The sequence below is a fragment of the Flavobacterium gossypii genome (genome assembly GCF_014138495.1).
Lineage (GTDB): Bacteria > Bacteroidota > Bacteroidia > Flavobacteriales > Flavobacteriaceae > Flavobacterium > Flavobacterium endophyticum.
Genome location: NZ_JACJIS010000001.1, coordinates 1751265 through 1766855, shown reverse-complemented (window position 1 = coordinate 1766855; position 15591 = coordinate 1751265). Strand labels below are relative to the sequence as shown.

The window sequence follows — 15591 nt, the reverse complement described above, 5'->3', positions numbered from 1 at the left end:
GCACGAAGACCTTTTAATAAACCGCTAATTGTTTTATTTTTGCACCATGGCCTCGTAGTTCAATGGATAGAATGGGAGTTTCCTAAACTTTTGATGCAGGTTCGATCCCCGCCGAGGCTACAAACGATAATTCCTAAATAAAAAAAGGCTTCTCTATTTTGAGAAGCCTTTTTTCGTTCCACAAAAGTTAAACTTCTCAGAAACAGCTTTCAAAATCATCTTCACGATTGTAACTTTATAAGACAAGGCTTCCATTAGCTATTGTCCCTTTTGCTATGAAACAAAAGTTGCTCCTATTTAACGACAAGGGCATCTATTGCCCGCAGGCTGATGTATATCTTGACCCATGGCGACCCGTAAAAAATGCCATCATCACCCACGGACATGCCGACCACTCGCGATGGGGACACCAGCACTATATTACCCACCACATGAACGTGCCCATCATCAAGCACCGTTTGGGCAGTATCGTGGTGACAGGCAAAGAATGGGGAGAAACCTTTACGATAAACGGCGTCAAATTCTCGCTGCATCCAGCAGGCCATATTATCGGCAGTTCGCAGGTCCGAGTAGAATACAAAGGAGAAGTATGGGTATTCACGGGAGATTATAAGACCGAAGACGACGGCATTTCGACACCCTATGAAGCCATCAAATGCCATACGCTGATTACCGAAAATACTTTTGCACTCCCTGCCTTTAGATGGCTCCCGCAAGCCGAAGTTATGGACGATATCAACAAATGGTGGGCACAAAACAAGGCAGAAGGCAAGACCTCTGTGCTTTTTGGATATACCTTGGGCAAGGCACAGCGCCTGCTGAAACATCTTGATCCGCACATAGGCCCGATCTATACCCACGGAGCAGTCGAAAACATGACCGAAGTATTGCGCACTATGGTCGATTTTCCTGCTACGATACGCATTACTCCAGAAACCAAAAAAGAAGCCTTCCCCGGAAGCATGGTGTTGGCACCGCCCAGTGCGCATGGTACCGTGTGGATCCGGAAAATGGCACCCTATGTTACCGCTTCCGCAAGCGGATGGATGGCCTTTCGCGGTGCCCGAAGACGCAGGGCGATTGATAAAGGTTTTGCGCTCAGCGACCACTGCGACTGGCAGGGATTGCTAGAAAGCGTACAGGCAACCGGAGCCGAAAGAATAATTTGCACGCATGGCTATAGCGAAATATTCAGTGCCTACCTCCGCGAGATCGGCTACGATGCCGTTACGGAAAACACCCAATACCAAGGTGATGAAGAAGAGCCAAGCGATGCCAAAGAAAACGAAGCCGAAAACCCAGAAGCGCTATGAGAAATTTTGCAGCACTCATAAAAGCACTGGACAGCTCCAACAAGACATCGGTCAAGGTAGATGCCCTGACGGAATACTTCCGCAATGCCAGCGATCCCGACAAGGTATGGACCATCGCACTGCTGTCGCATCGGCGTCCGCCGAGACCGGTCAATACCACCCTGCTCAGGCTGTGGGCTTCAGAACTTGCTCATATTCCGCTATGGCTCTTTGAAGAATCCTATCATATCGTAGGCGATCTGGCCGAAACCATAGCCCTCATCATACCCGATGCTAAAGAACACTCCGAAAAAAGCCTGAGCGAATACGTAGGCGAAATGATTGCCCTAAAAACAAAAAGCGAAACAGAAAAGCGGGAGTACCTCCACGAAAACTGGCTTATGCTCAACTATTATGAACGCTTTGTCTTTACGAAATTAATTACCGGCAGCTTCCGTATCGGCGTAAGCCAGAAACTGATGACGCGTGCCCTTTCCAAAGCCGTGGCCATTGATGAAGATATATTGGCCTATAAACTAATGGGCGACTGGAATCCCAAAAAGATTACTTTCCAAAAACTGATACTCGAAGAAAAAAGCCAAGACTACCTCTCCAAGCCCTACCCATTCTACCTCGCTTATGCGCTAGAGTCGGAACCCGAAAACTTGGGCGACTGCAGTGACTGGAGCATTGAGCACAAATGGGACGGCATACGGTCACAGACAATTGTCCGAAATGGAGAGCTCTACCTCTGGAGTCGAGGCGAAGAATTGATTACCGACAAATATCCGGAGTTCCAAAGCTTTCTCGGCAGCATTCCCGACGGTACCGTTATCGACGGTGAAATCCTGCCGTATAAAGAAGGCAAGATAGGCTCCTTTAGCGAGCTTCAGACACGGATTGGGCGCAAGGCACTATCCAAGGCGCTGCTCCTCAAAACGCCAGTTATCATCAAAGCATACGACCTTTTGGAATGGCAGGGCGAAGACCTACGGGAACGCCCGTTTGAAGAAAGAAGGCGCCTGCTCGAACAGCTGTATGACACTATAAAAGGCTATGGACTCCCTTTGCAGCTTTCGGAACGCATCGAACTGGACAATTGGGAAGCCGTTGCCGAAGAAAGAGCGCGAGCCCGCGAACTGAACAGCGAAGGCCTAATGCTGAAACGCAAGACATCGCCTTATCTCGTAGGCCGCAAAAAAGGCGACTGGTGGAAATGGAAGCTCGAGCCTTTCTCTATCGATGCAGTGCTCACCTACGCCATGCGAGGCAGCGGCCGCAGGGCTACGCTGTTTACGGATTATACCTTTGCGCTTTGGCAAGATAAGGAAGACGGAACCCGAGAGCTCGTCACTTTTGCTAAGGCCTATTCCGGCCTGACCGACGCCGAGTTCAGGATGGTAGACGATTTTATAAAGAAAAACACGTTGGAACGTTTTGGCCCCGTGCGGAGCGTGACACCCAAGCTGGTTTTTGAAATCGGTTTTGAAGGCATCGCACTTTCCTCTCGACATAAAAGCGGCATAGCCACGCGCTTTCCGCGTATATTGAGATGGCGTACCGATAAAAAAATAGAAGACGCCAATACCATTGAAGACTTAAAGAGCATGATTCCGAAATAAACGTCATAAACACCATGAACAGGCACGAACTTTTTGACATAGCCAAAGGCTGGTTTGCTAGCAAAGGTTGGAAACCCTATGCCTTCCAGCTGCAGGCATGGGAAGCTTTCCTCCAAGGAAAGAACGGCCTGCTCAATGCCCCAACAGGCAGCGGTAAGACCTATGCCCTGTGGATACCGATCATGCTCGACTATATCAAAAAGAATCCTCAATACAAGACAAAACACGCGCCCGGCCTAAAAGCGATATGGGTGACGCCGCTCCGAGCCTTGTCTGTCGAAATAAAACAGGCCGCCGAAAGAGCTGCCTACGATTTAGAAACCGGCCTGACAGTAGGCATCCGTACCGGCGACACCTCATCGTCTGAAAAAAGCAAACAAAAAACCAAGATGCCCGACCTGCTCGTTACCACGCCCGAAAGCCTGCAGCTCATGTTGGCTTCCAAAGGCTATGATACTATTTTTAAAGGCTGTACTGCCATCATCATAGACGAATGGCATGAGCTCTTAGGTACCAAGCGCGGCGTACAGACCGAATTGGCGCTGTCGAGGCTAAAGACCATAACGCCCAAGCTCCGCATTTGGGGAATATCCGCAACCATCGGCAATCTTGATCAGGCGCGGGAAGTATTGCTCGGACCGGAATCTGAAGCGTTCCAAAATTCGACACTTGTCAAGGCGCATATCCATAAAAAAATAAAAGTCCAGTCGATCATCCCTGAAAAAATGGACACGTATCCGTGGAGAGGCCACATGGGACTCCATCTTATCGATGAAGTGGCCAAAATCATCAAGGCCAGCAAGACGACCCTTGTGTTTACCAACGTAAGGGCCCAATGCGAAATCTGGTTTCAGGCCCTGTTAGAAAAATATCCCGAGTTTGCAGGCGACATGGCCATGCACCACGGAAGCATCAGCCGCGAAACAAGGCAGTGGGTAGAACAGGCGGTACGCGATGAACAGCTCAAGGCCGTCATCTGCACCTCCAGCCTTGACCTCGGAGTAGATTTTGCGCCTGTAGAAACCGTCATACAGATTGGCGGGCCCAAAAGCGTGGCGCGGTTCCTGCAGCGTGCCGGACGCAGCGGTCACCGTCCCGGGCAGCAGAGTGTCATTTATTTTCTGGCAACCCATGCCATAGAGCTCGTAGAAGCATCGGCCTTGAAACGCGCTGTCAAAGAAACTGTAGTAGAAGACCGCATTCCTTACCTCAATAGCTGGGATGTCTTGGTACAATACCTCGTGACCTTAGCGGTATCGGACGGATTTTATCCTTCTGAGATTTATAAAGAGGTAAAAAGCACCTTCTGTTACCAAGCCATGACAGAAGAAAATTGGACGTGGGTACTTAATTTTATTACTAAAGGAAGCCAGAGCCTCGAAGCCTATGACGAATACAAAAAAGTAGATATAGAATCCGACGGACTTTTTAAGGTAAACAGTCGAAGTGTCGCGCTTCGTCATCGCATGCAGATGGGTACTATTATAGGCGATGCGGTCATGAATGTCAAATTTCTCGGTGGCGGTTATATCGGCAGTATCGAAGAATCGTTTGCCTCCAAATTGTATCCTGGAGACGTTTTTATTTTTGCCGGACGCAAATTGGAACTGTACCGCACAAAAAACATGGAAGTCTTGGTGCGCAGGGCCAATCCGTCTGCAAAAGCACAGCACGCCAGTTGGATGGGCAGCCGGATGACACTTTCGTCCCAGATGAGCGAGCTCCTGCGGCAGGAACTTTATGCGGCCAATGCGTATGCCAGGTCGCCAGAACTGCATGCGCTTGCACCTCTCTTTGCCCGCCAGCGCAAGGAATCTATTGTGCCCGATGCAGACGAATTCCTTATAGAAACATTCAAGACCCGCGAAGGCTATCATGCCTTGTTTTATCCTTTTGAGGGCCGTTTTGTGCATGAGGCATTGGCAAGCCTGATGGCGTATCGGATCAGCCTGCTTTCGCCGATTACTTTTTCGCTTGCGTATAATGATTACGGCTTTGAGCTCTTGAGCGATACTGAAATCGACATACAGCAGGTGCTGGACAATAACCTTTTCACGCCCGAGCACCTGCATCATGATCTTCAGAAAAGCTTGAATGCTACTGAGATTGCCCGAAGAAAATTCAGGGACATATCCGTCATAGCAGGACTGGTTTTTAGTGGATATCCCGGCAGAATCATAAAAACCAAACACCTGCAGAGCGGGTCCCAGCTGATTTTTGAAGTATTCAGGGATTATGAACCGGATAATTTATTATTGCAACAAGCTTATCGGGAAACATTTGAGCACCAGCTGGAAGAAGGCCGTCTCATTGAAGCCTTGGAGCGCATACAAAACCAGCAGATTGTATGGAAGCCATGCGAGAAGCCGACTCCGTTTAGCTTTCCGATAATCACGGACAGGCTGAGGGAACGATTGTCTACCGAAACGCTGGCAGAACGCATAAAAAAGATGACCGCCAGCTATATGAAATAACCAGCTACCACTAAAAAAATTCTTGCATGACATTAGAAATAGAAATTAACGGACAAACCTTTGTACTCCACAACAGCGGGGCGCTCTATTGGGTTGGCAAGAAAATGCTCCTCATCTCGGATGCGCATCTCGGAAAGATCTCGCATTTCAGGAAACACGGATCGGCATTGCCTGCCAAGGCAATCTTTATGAATTTTAGCAGGCTCGACGAACTTGTAGCCTATTTTGTTCCTGAAAAAATCTGCTTCTTGGGCGACCTATTTCACAGTGCTTTAAACAAGGAATGGCATTTCTTTGAAGAATGGGTAGCCCGTACGGCGCTTCCTATTATCCTGATAGCCGGCAACCACGATATTGTGAGTCCGCAGAAATATGAAGAATTGCATATTCCTATAGTAAGCGAATGGCTGCTAGATGGTTTCCTGCTGACTCATTTCCCAGAAGAACGCGAAGGTGCTTTTACCTTTTCGGGACACATCCATCCCTCGGTTATGCTGACAGGACAAGGACGTCAGTTTTTAAAACTGCCCTGCTTTTTCCGATCGGGAGAACAGATAATCTTGCCTGCTTTTGGCGAATTTACGGGAACTTCTGTCATGGAACTCAAGCCTGGCGATGTGGCGTATGTCATCACGAAAGAAGAAGTAATAAAAATCTCAAAGGCACTTTAAATACGTATCCCTAGTTGCTGAGATTTAGGCCAACAGTTAATTTTTAGACGGAACGGCATAAGAGAAAAGACTGCCTCCAGCTTCCCTGTTTTCGGCCCATATCCTGCCGCCTAATTTGACGATAAAGTCCTTGCTGAAAGATAGGGCTATACCTGCACCATCGTGCATCGTTCCACCTTTGCTGCTGATGGAAAAAAGCTTCTCCAATTGGGCAGAAGAAAGACCCGTACCTTCATCCTCTACAGAAATGACGATTTCAGAATCCTGCTTCGCCGCGTCCAAGATGATGGTCTTGTTTTCGGGAGAGAATTTTAAGGCATTCGACAGCAGATTTCGATTGACGAATTGGAGCATTTCTTTGTCCGATTCTGCCAAGATGGCTTCTGGAGCATTATTGATTACGGTAATGTTTTTTTCCTTGAACTGCATGCTATAGCCGCTGATGGCCTCATCAAGAAGCTCACGCATATTGACCGGCTCTGGATTGATCTTGAATTCGCCGAGCTGGCGCTTGATCCACTGAAGCGTAGCATCAAAATTTTCGAGGATGCCGTTGATGTCGTCACTGATCGTGCGATAGAAAGTATCTTTATCCGCTTGGGTAAGTTCGGTATCACGCTCAAGCAGTCGCACCATGTAAAGGGTAGAGATAAGTGGCGAACGGAAATCGTGCGCCAAGATGGAGACCAGGTTTGATTTCATGCTGTCTGCTTCCTCAAGAGAAGCATTCTTTTTATCGATAATATCGTACAGCGCCGCCTTCTTTTTAGAATCGCGCCTGATTTTTCTAAAAGCACGCCATAATAGCAGCGACAGGGCGGCACACAAAAGAGAAAAACCGCCGAGAATTGCAATAGTCTGTCGGGATATTTTCTGTGATCGTTCGAGATTTCTGTTATTTTCCTGTATTTGGTTGTAGTGGACGTAATCGCCGACAAACTTTTCCAAGCTGACCATGCGCTGCATCTGGGCCGCAATGATTTTCTCGGTGATTTCTTTTTCTTTTTCAGAATTCCCGAGCATCTTGGCAAAACGGAGCACCGACATCAGTACAGGGGCTTTCAATTCATCATAACCATTCGCTTCTGCCAGCTTTAGTTGCTCTTCCATATAGTGCAGGGCAAGTGTTGGATTGCCATTGCCAGCATAGTATTCACCCAAAAAATTAAGGCTTACCAACTGCAGCCTTTCCAATTTGACAGTCCTGGCTTCTGCAAGAGAGCTTTCAAGTAACGGAAGCGCTATAGTGCCCAATCCTCTTCGAAGATAAAAGAGCGCGAGAATTTGCTTATTTCCGATAAGCACTTGCTCGTCTTTTAATCTTTCTGCTATCTTATTGGATCTTCCTAGATAATATTGCACGCTGTCTTCAAAAAGCTCCGGATTGGCGATGCAGTAATTGGCGTAGACTTTTGACATGATACTGTCGTTCGGGATTTCCCTACCGATCTCCAAAGCTTTCCTGCTGTACTCGATAGCACGCTTTGGATTTCCGAGCTGCATCTGGATGCTGGCGAAATTCATGTACAATTGGGCCGTATTGGGCCTGTCGCCCATTGCCTCGTAAGAAGCAAGCACTTCACCAAAAATCTTGTTAGCTTCTCTGTTCAGTCCCTTTAGGGCTAGCGCAATACCGATTACGTTTTCGGCATCAACGGCTCCTTTTTTATAGCCGATTCTTCCGGCAACGGCGCGCGCATTCATGGCATACACCAAACTGCTGTCGGGACTCTTGAGATGCATCAGTATTCCGATACGGTTGATACTGTTAACATAGGAAATACTGTCCTTTACATGAGGTAGTTTTTTTTGTATCGATCTGATTTCTTGAGTTTGAGAATAAGAAGAAAGAGAAAATAAAACGAATGAAGCAGCAAGCAAAACGTATTTTAGGGGTACTAATCTGGGCATCTTTTTGTGGTAGTTTATTTGACGTAAAAATAGCAATTAAAAGCATGCAAAAGCAAAACCATTATTTCAGGAATCAGAGTTTCTAAAAACCAAAATGACGACGTAATTACATGATTTTTACTTTAAGAGCCAAATCTTTAAAAATCTTCTTCTTTTTATTTCGCCTTTCCTAAGATTAAAATTTCAATAAAAAAAATTTAATCGATTAAGTGTAATTTTTATCGATTAAATACATTTTTTTACTATTTTTGAGACCTCTTAAAACAAGAGATGAATTGTAGGAATTCATATTTGATAAAATTTAAGCTATTTAAATTTTTTAATGAAGAAGTGATTATAAGACAAAAGGGAAACATTAATAGTTATTAGTATACAATTTGGGGGAACTGTATATTTAATAGCATTGCCAGAGTATTGATAACTTAAGGTTTGCCATGAAAACATATAATCAGCGGAAAAAACTGTGTTTGCTTTACTGCTTCCTTGTTGGGCTGGGCTTTGCAGGCTTTAGTTATTCGCAGATAACTATCTCGACGCCTTCTATCGCTTTCACGCAGGCCTGTGCTTCGGCAAGTTTCAATACTTATAATTTTTCATTCTCTTTCTTTCCGGTACAGAATCTGGGCGCCTCTAACCAGTTTATCGTTGAGCTTTCCGACAGAAACGGAAGTTTTGCAAGTCCCGTAATCGTAAAGACACTCCCCAATACCACCTCACCCGTAACCAGCAATTTCAGCCTGCCGCCAGATACGTATGGAGAAGCCTACCGCATCCGCGTCAGAAGTACAAATCCTGTAAAAGTCAGCCCAAACAGCAATGCTTTTGCGGCCTACTACGCTGTACACAACCAGCCTTTCTCGATTAATGGAAACAATGGCACCGTGACTTTGTGCGGAGCCGAAGATTATCTTTTGCAGATTGACAATAACGGAACTCCGGCCTCTCCTCTGTATTATCCAGCACTGAATTACATATGGTATAAAAATTTTATCGAAATACCGGGAGAAGACGGGCCGTCGCTTAGAGTCACCCAGCCAGGATCATACTATGTTGTTGTGGATTACGGGACCTGCGTGATGAATTCGTATTCTAATATCGTACAGGTACAAGCCCAGAGCGCGCTGTCGCCAACCATCCAAGCCGAAGACAACTCGACCGCTATCTGCCCTAACGATACGCGGACTTTGACAAGCGTTCTTCAAAATGCGAGCTATTCTTATAAGTGGTACAAGAACAATATCCTTATCGCCGGAGCCAATGCCTCTACCTATGAAGCATCAGAAGGAGGCGTCTACCATCTTGAAATCACGGTCGGCGGCTGTACTTTTGAATCGAACCCAATTACGCTAGAAATAATCGATTTCAATCTGTCGCTCAGCACTCCGTCTGAGATAGTATTGATTCCCGGAGAAACCATAACGGTTAATGCTGTAACCGATGCACAGAATCCGCAATTCCAGTGGCATAAAAACGGACCTGCTATTCCAGGCGCTATTCAATCTTCTTTAAACATTACGCAGGCAGGGACTTACAAAGTGGTCGTGACCGAAGCCGTGCCTTGCAACATTGTTAAAGAAAGCACCGTATCGGTAGTCTATCCTCTTGGCTTTGACGTAGAAATTCAGGCTGCTGCTGGATACAGTTCTTGCGTAAGTTCCTCGACAACGCTGTCTATAGCACAGTTTGACGCCATTACCGAAGATGACCCTATAAATCTTATCGGACGCACCAATAATTATACGTATCAATGGTACAAAAATAGCATCGCCGTAGCAGGCGCAGTAACGCCATCGCTGCTTATTAACAGTCCCGCGCAAAACGGAAGCTATGTGCTTAAAATTACCATTCCTGATTTTGGCGTGGTCACTTCTAATGCTTTGGATGTAAATCTGGCGATTGAAAATGCTGTCATAAGCAGCGAAGGCAGTCTTTGTGAAAATGGCACGGTCCTGCTTTCATCGAACATAACAAATCCAGCTTACACTTACCAATGGTTTAAAAACGATATTGCGATTGCAGGCGCGGTCTCGAATACTTATACTGCTTCCGCAGAAGGCAACTATCATCTTGTCATCACGAGCGGCGCATGTACCCGACAGTCCAATACGCTTGCTTTGCAGATAGCTACTTTCAATATAACTACAACAACGCCAAGTCTTGACATATTGATTCCGGGCGAACAGAAAACACTTTCTATTTCCACAGACGCCGTAACTCCGCAATTTGCTTGGTACAGAAATGATATCCTGATTGCTGGAGTCAACCAAAACAGCTATAATGCTGTGCAGAATGGGACATACAAGGTCGTCGTGACTCAAAACCAAGGCTGTCTTGTCCAGAAAGAAAAAATATTCGTACTGGAATATCCTACGAGTTTCGAAGTAACTATCGCTCCAGATGCCGCTTATGCCGCTTGTGGCAGCGCGCCTGCAATTCTTGCGATAACCAGTTTCATTGCACACACCTCTCAAGGAATCATTGACCTGACCAACAGATCAAACACCTATTCTTACCAATGGCATAAGAATGATATTCCTGTGGCAGGAGCCGTAGGCAGAAGTCATACCGTAAACAGTGCGACACAGAACGGAAGCTACAAAATCAGCATTACGCTGCCTGACTTTGCTCCTGTATTTTCGAACAGTATAGACATAAAGCTGGCGCCGCAGAATGTAACCATCAGCAGTTCGGGAGTGTTATGCGAAGGCTCGACCGTCTTGCTTTCTTCCAGCATAACCGATCCAGCTTATTCGTATCAATGGCATAAAAACAGCCTGCCGATTCCCGGAGCGGTATCCAGTACGTATACCGCAAATGCGGAAGGCAGCTACTATCTTGTGATTAGCAATAGCAACTGTACAAGACAGTCTGACCCGATTTCTCTTGTCATAGCTCAGATCAGCATCAGCAGTACTTCTCCAGCTACAGACATTATCTTGCCTGGAGAAACCAAATTGCTTTCTGTCACGACAGATGCTGTACAGCCTCAATTTGTATGGTATCGAAATGATATCTTGATTGTCGGAGCCAACCAGAGCAGCTATGGCGCTACTCAGAATGGAACTTACAAAGTGGTCGTAACCCAAACCCAAGGATGTAATGCTGTAGCCGAAAAAATATTTGTACTGGAATATCCTACGAGCTTCCAGATAACCATCGCTCCGGATGCCTCTTACACGCCTTGCAGTAACGGTTCTGTGACGCTCGCAATAACCAGCTTCACTGCAAATACTTCGCAAGGAGTTATCGACTTGACCAATACTTCCAACAGCGCTTATGCTTACCAATGGCATAAGGACAACAGTCCAGTAGCAGGAGCCGTAAGCAATAGTCACACTATAAGCAGCGCGACACATAACGGGGGTTACAAGATAAGCATTACCCTTCCTGATTTTGCTCCTGTGTTTTCTAATACTGTGGCTATAAAATTGGCGCCAGAAAACCCAATAATTAGCAGTTCTGGAGTGCTTTGCGAAGGCTCGACTGTTTTGCTTTCTTCCAGCATAACCGATGCTGTTTATTCTTATCAATGGTATAAAAATACCTTGCCTATTTCGGGAGCAACCGCCAGCACGTATACTGCCGATGCTGAAGGCAGCTACTACTTGATCATCAGCCATAGCGGCTGTACGAGACAATCAGACGCCATCACTCTTGAAATCGGGCAGATAAACATAACAAGCACTTCTCCTGTGACAGATATTATCCTTCCAGGAGAAACTAAAATAATAACTGTCACTACTGATGCTGTTCAGCCTCAATTTCAATGGTACCGAAACGACATTCTTATTGCAGGCGCTAACCAAAGCAGTTATGCAGCCACTCAGAATGGCACGTATAAGGTAGTCGTGACCCAGACGCAAGGATGTAATGCTGAGGCGGAAAAAATATTTGTCTTGGAATATCCGACGGGCTTCGAAAGCACTATCGCCGCCAACTCGGATTATCAGCAATGCTCTAGTACTTCGATTACTTTAAGCCTTTCAACTCTGACAGCAATTACGCCGGCAGGAAACATCACCGTTGCCAACACTTCGAGCTATTCTTACCAATGGTTCAAGAATGGGAATCCAGTGACTGGAGCCGTTTCATCTACCATAACACTTAGCAGTCCGGCAGAAAACGGCACCTATAAGCTGAGAACTACATTGCCTGATTTTGCGCCGATATTCTCGAATGAAATAATCGTAAATTTAATTTCCGGACAGCCATTGGCCATAACTGCAGTCGGACAGCTGTGTCCAGAAAACCCGCAGGTAGTCATCAGCAGTAGTATTTCAGACAGTTCATACACCTATACTTGGCTCAAGAACGGTATCGAAATCAGCAGTGGAAACAACCCCAATTATACTGCAACAGAGACAGGAACTTATACGCTGACTGTAGCTACCGGAACATGTACTTTCAACTCAAACGCGCTCGAAATCAGAGAAAGCGATTTTATGCTTACGCCCAACAGTCCACTGATTGACACTATTATCCCAGGGGAAATAAAGACGCTTTCTGTCACTACCGATGCGCTGCAGCCTACGATTGATTGGTTCAGAAACGATATACTAATCAGCAACTCCAACAGCAGTTCTTTTGCCGTAAATCTAGACGGATTGTACAAGGCCGTCGTAAGGCAGACCCAAGGATGTGTCATCACAAAAGAAGTTGCCTTCCGCATAAACTATCCGAGCGAGATGACCGTTACTATTGCGGCAAACGGCGATTTTCAGCAATGCGGCAGCACGACAGCCCAACTGAGCATAAGCGCATTCAACGCAGTAGTGCCATCAGGTCCTGTAAATCTTTTAAACAATACGTTCAATTATCAATACCAATGGCTTAAAAACGGACAGCCAATTGCGGGAGCTACTTCTACGACTCTGGCTATAAGCAATCCTAATGACAGCGGTACTTATAGTTTGCAGGTTACGATTCCTGGTTATGCTATTATACTGTCTAACACCGTTGCCATCAACTTAAGTTTTGCTAATGAAGTGGTAATTTCTACGAACGATATCCTTTGTTCTTCTGAGAGCAATGTTACGATAAGAAGCAATGTCAACAATCCGGAATACACTTACAAATGGTACAAGCAGGGAAGCTCGACCATCATCGGGACAGAAAGTACTCTGACGGTAAACAATGCAGGAAGTTATTTCTTAGTAGTAAGCTACGAAAACTGTACCGTTACATCCAATTCGCTTGAAATCATACCGTTTGACATGGCTCAGATAACAGTAGATTCTCCTAGAGAAATCACGCTGATCATCGGAACATCCATAACGCTGACAGCAAGCGGTGCCCAATCGTATGAATGGTATTTCAACGGAGAGCTAGTTTCCAACAGTCCGTCTATAGAAATAGAAGAACCTGGAACCTATACGCTGATAGCCAAGGTCGGAGAATGCCGAGTGACCAAAGAGTTTATCGTGACCGGAATGGAAAACAACATGATGGCCATACCTAATGTAGTAACGCCAAATAACGACGGGGTAAACGACACATGGAACCTACCGACCAAATTCGTCAATAACGAAAATGTGGAAGTAGTAATTTATGGTCCCGATGGAGCAATCGTTTTCAGGTCCAACAGATACCTGAACAACTGGCCAGAAAGCTCGTTTACCTATTCCCTAAAAAATCCCGTGTACTATTATACCATCATGGAAGGCAATAAGATTACCAAACGTGGCTCAATAACAATCGTAAAATAACTAGATGATAAAAAACTACCTTGTCTTATCGTTTTTTATTTTTAGTGCTTCTTTTATGAAAGTAAGCGCGCAGGACGCCCCTGTGCTCACGTTTAACCTGCCGTCGCAGAACAATCTCAAGTTTAACCGCTTTTTGCAGAATCCTGCGTTTTCTTTTGTACGCGAAGACAATACCTATATCTCCTTATACCACAGGAACCAATGGATACAGTTTGACGATTCTCCAAAAGTGTATATGCTGGCCTATACCGGAAAATTCTCCGACAGGTCAGGACTCGGTTTTGGTTTATACCAACAGAATCTAGGCGTTATCGTAAGTTTTGGAGGAATTGCCAACTACTCATACAACGTCAAGCTAAGCGAAAAAATGGACCTGACTTTTGGGTTCAACCTCGCCTATTACAACAGCGGCGTTGACCGCAATAGGACCGTTACCGAAGAGCCCGATCCGATATTGCTAGCCATGAGAAACAATTCGCTGTTAAGCATAAAGCCCGGATTCAACCTCAGCTACGGCAATATCGATTTTGGAATTTATGCAGAAAATTTTATCGATTACGATTTCAAATCGAGCAAGCTGGCAAAAGATTATTCCGACAAGACTTTTTCGGCCCACATCATGTATTCGCATGAGATGAGTTCCTTGACAGACCTGTTCGAAGGCAGCAGTTTCAGGCTTGCGGCCCGAGGCAAAGTCAACCAAGAAAGCGATTTGGGATTGAGCGGTTCCATACTCGTCGATTTTCCAAAATTCGGATGGATACAGATTGGCATTGATGATTTTTTTGGCGTAGGCGTAGGCATCGGATTTCATTTTACGAGAAGACTTTCTTTAGGCTATACTTACGAAAGGACCATTAAGGAAGGCCTCGTTAATCTAGGTCCTACGCATGAAATCACCATGGCTTTTTCGTTCCAAGATAGGCTTTTGGCAAAAAAGAAAGTCCTTACTGCGAAAGATACTTTAGACCAAATTGAAGCCATAGACAAAAAACTGGCGTCTAAAAAAGCTTCCAAAAAAGGAAAACCTGATTTCGATAAAGATCTTGAATTAGAAAAACTGAAACTACAGATGGACGACAGCAACATGCACCTCTTGGATATGCTGATGCAGGAAGACTCTATCGAAACTATCCGCAAGGCAGAATTCGAGCAGAAGGTAAAAAACCTGATGGACTATGTAAAAAGAGAGAATAGCGCCAAGGAAGCCAATGCCAAGCCGATTGTGCTTCGCAAGTCGAAACCTGGGAAGAAAATAGTCCCAAAAACGATGGAAGACTTGAAAGATGCCGAAAACGGATACTATATCGTTTCCAAATCAGAAGACGGTTCGCCTATCATAGAACGATACGAATCACTTCCTGAAGCCTTGAAATCCTACGAAAAGAAAAAAGCATCAGGCAAAGAAAAAGACATCTACATCATCCATGTAGACAATCCCGACGAGCTCGGGCTGGACGAGAACCACAAGAACGCAGATAGTAATTCCAAAAACAAAAACGATGAACCACAAAAAAGCACGGAAGGCTCCGTAGAGGACATCCTGAAAGACGAAAAAGCGCAACGAGAAATAAGCGCCAAGACAGAAGAAGAAATCAAGGAATTCTATTCCAAGAAAACCGCCAAGATCAGAGAATCCCCTAAAAAAGGAAACAAGCTCTCGGTTGCAGGACTTGAAACAGGCTATTATATCATTGCCAATGTCTTCGCCGAGCAGGAAAACACCGAAAAATTCATGCGAAAAATGAAGAGCCGGGGAGTCGAAACAAGCTATTTTATAAACCCTAAAAACAATTTCAGATATGTCTACTTGAGAAAGCATTCATCATGGAAAGAAGCCCTCGTATCTTATTATTCAAATGCGGACAACACCTACTTTGACCCCATCTGGATCATGAGCATTAACACCAATTAAA

At 45.4% G+C, this 15591-nt stretch carries 7 protein-coding genes and 1 tRNA gene; 7 read left to right on the top strand and 1 reads right to left on the bottom strand.

Annotation, left to right across the window (positions count from 1 at the left end; all coding sequences use genetic code 11):
* The first annotated feature begins 48 nt into the window (after window positions 1–48).
* The 5 genes from GGR22_RS08050 to pdeM all read left to right on the top strand — a co-directional run bounded on the left by GGR22_RS08050 (window position 49) and on the right by pdeM (window position 6059).
* A tRNA-Arg gene (locus GGR22_RS08050) sits at window positions 49–120 on the top strand.
* A 155-nt stretch (window positions 121–275) separates the two neighbouring features.
* Window positions 276–1313, top strand: a complete 1038-nt coding sequence (locus GGR22_RS08045) for a ligase-associated DNA damage response exonuclease (RefSeq protein WP_182493224.1) — start codon at window positions 276–278, stop codon at window positions 1311–1313.
* Complete coding sequence (locus GGR22_RS08040; protein ID WP_182493223.1) at window positions 1310–2914, top strand: ATP-dependent DNA ligase; 1605 nt, start codon at window positions 1310–1312, stop codon at window positions 2912–2914. Before GGR22_RS08045 ends, GGR22_RS08040 begins: the two co-directional genes overlap by 4 nt.
* A 14-nt stretch (window positions 2915–2928) precedes the next feature.
* A complete protein-coding gene (locus GGR22_RS08035) occupies window positions 2929–5388 on the top strand; it encodes a ligase-associated DNA damage response DEXH box helicase (protein ID WP_182493222.1) in 2460 nt (819 codons plus the stop codon).
* Window positions 5389–5414: 26 nt separating this feature from the next.
* Window positions 5415–6059: a ligase-associated DNA damage response endonuclease PdeM gene (pdeM, locus tag GGR22_RS08030; RefSeq protein ID WP_182493221.1), complete on the top strand. Its 645-nt coding sequence runs from the start codon at window positions 5415–5417 to the stop codon at window positions 6057–6059.
* A gap of 36 nt (window positions 6060–6095) precedes the next feature.
* Here pdeM and GGR22_RS08025 read toward each other — a convergent pair whose 3' ends face one another.
* Complete coding sequence (locus GGR22_RS08025; RefSeq protein WP_182493220.1) at window positions 6096–7970, bottom strand: tetratricopeptide repeat-containing sensor histidine kinase; 1875 nt, start codon at window positions 7968–7970, stop codon at window positions 6096–6098.
* 434 nt (window positions 7971–8404) lie between these two features.
* On the opposite strand from GGR22_RS08025, the gene GGR22_RS08020 reads away from it, so the two are divergent.
* Both GGR22_RS08020 and GGR22_RS08015 read left to right on the top strand, forming a co-directional pair.
* Window positions 8405–13675, top strand: a complete 5271-nt coding sequence (locus tag GGR22_RS08020) for a T9SS type B sorting domain-containing protein (RefSeq protein WP_182493219.1) — start codon at window positions 8405–8407, stop codon at window positions 13673–13675.
* Window positions 13676–13679: 4 nt separating this feature from the next.
* Entirely contained in the window at window positions 13680–15590 is a 1911-nt protein-coding gene (locus GGR22_RS08015) for a PorP/SprF family type IX secretion system membrane protein (protein WP_182493218.1), read from the top strand.
* Window position 15591 lies beyond the last annotated feature (1 nt).

Bases quoted from the DNA above. Each gene is read 5' to 3' on its own strand.
- GGR22_RS08045 (WP_182493224.1), top strand. From the start codon at position 276: ATGAAACAAAAGTTGCTCCTATTTAACGACAAGGGCATCTATTGCCCG.
- GGR22_RS08040 (WP_182493223.1), top strand. From the start codon at position 1,310: ATGAGAAATTTTGCAGCACTCATAAAAGCACTGGACAGCTCCAACAAG.
- GGR22_RS08035 (WP_182493222.1), top strand. From the start codon at position 2,929: ATGAACAGGCACGAACTTTTTGACATAGCCAAAGGCTGGTTTGCTAGC.
- pdeM (WP_182493221.1), top strand. From the start codon at position 5,415: ATGACATTAGAAATAGAAATTAACGGACAAACCTTTGTACTCCACAAC.
- GGR22_RS08025 (WP_182493220.1), bottom strand. From the start codon at position 7,970: ATGCCCAGATTAGTACCCCTAAAATACGTTTTGCTTGCTGCTTCATTC.
- GGR22_RS08020 (WP_182493219.1), top strand. From the start codon at position 8,405: ATGAAAACATATAATCAGCGGAAAAAACTGTGTTTGCTTTACTGCTTC.
- GGR22_RS08015 (WP_182493218.1), top strand. From the start codon at position 13,680: ATGATAAAAAACTACCTTGTCTTATCGTTTTTTATTTTTAGTGCTTCT.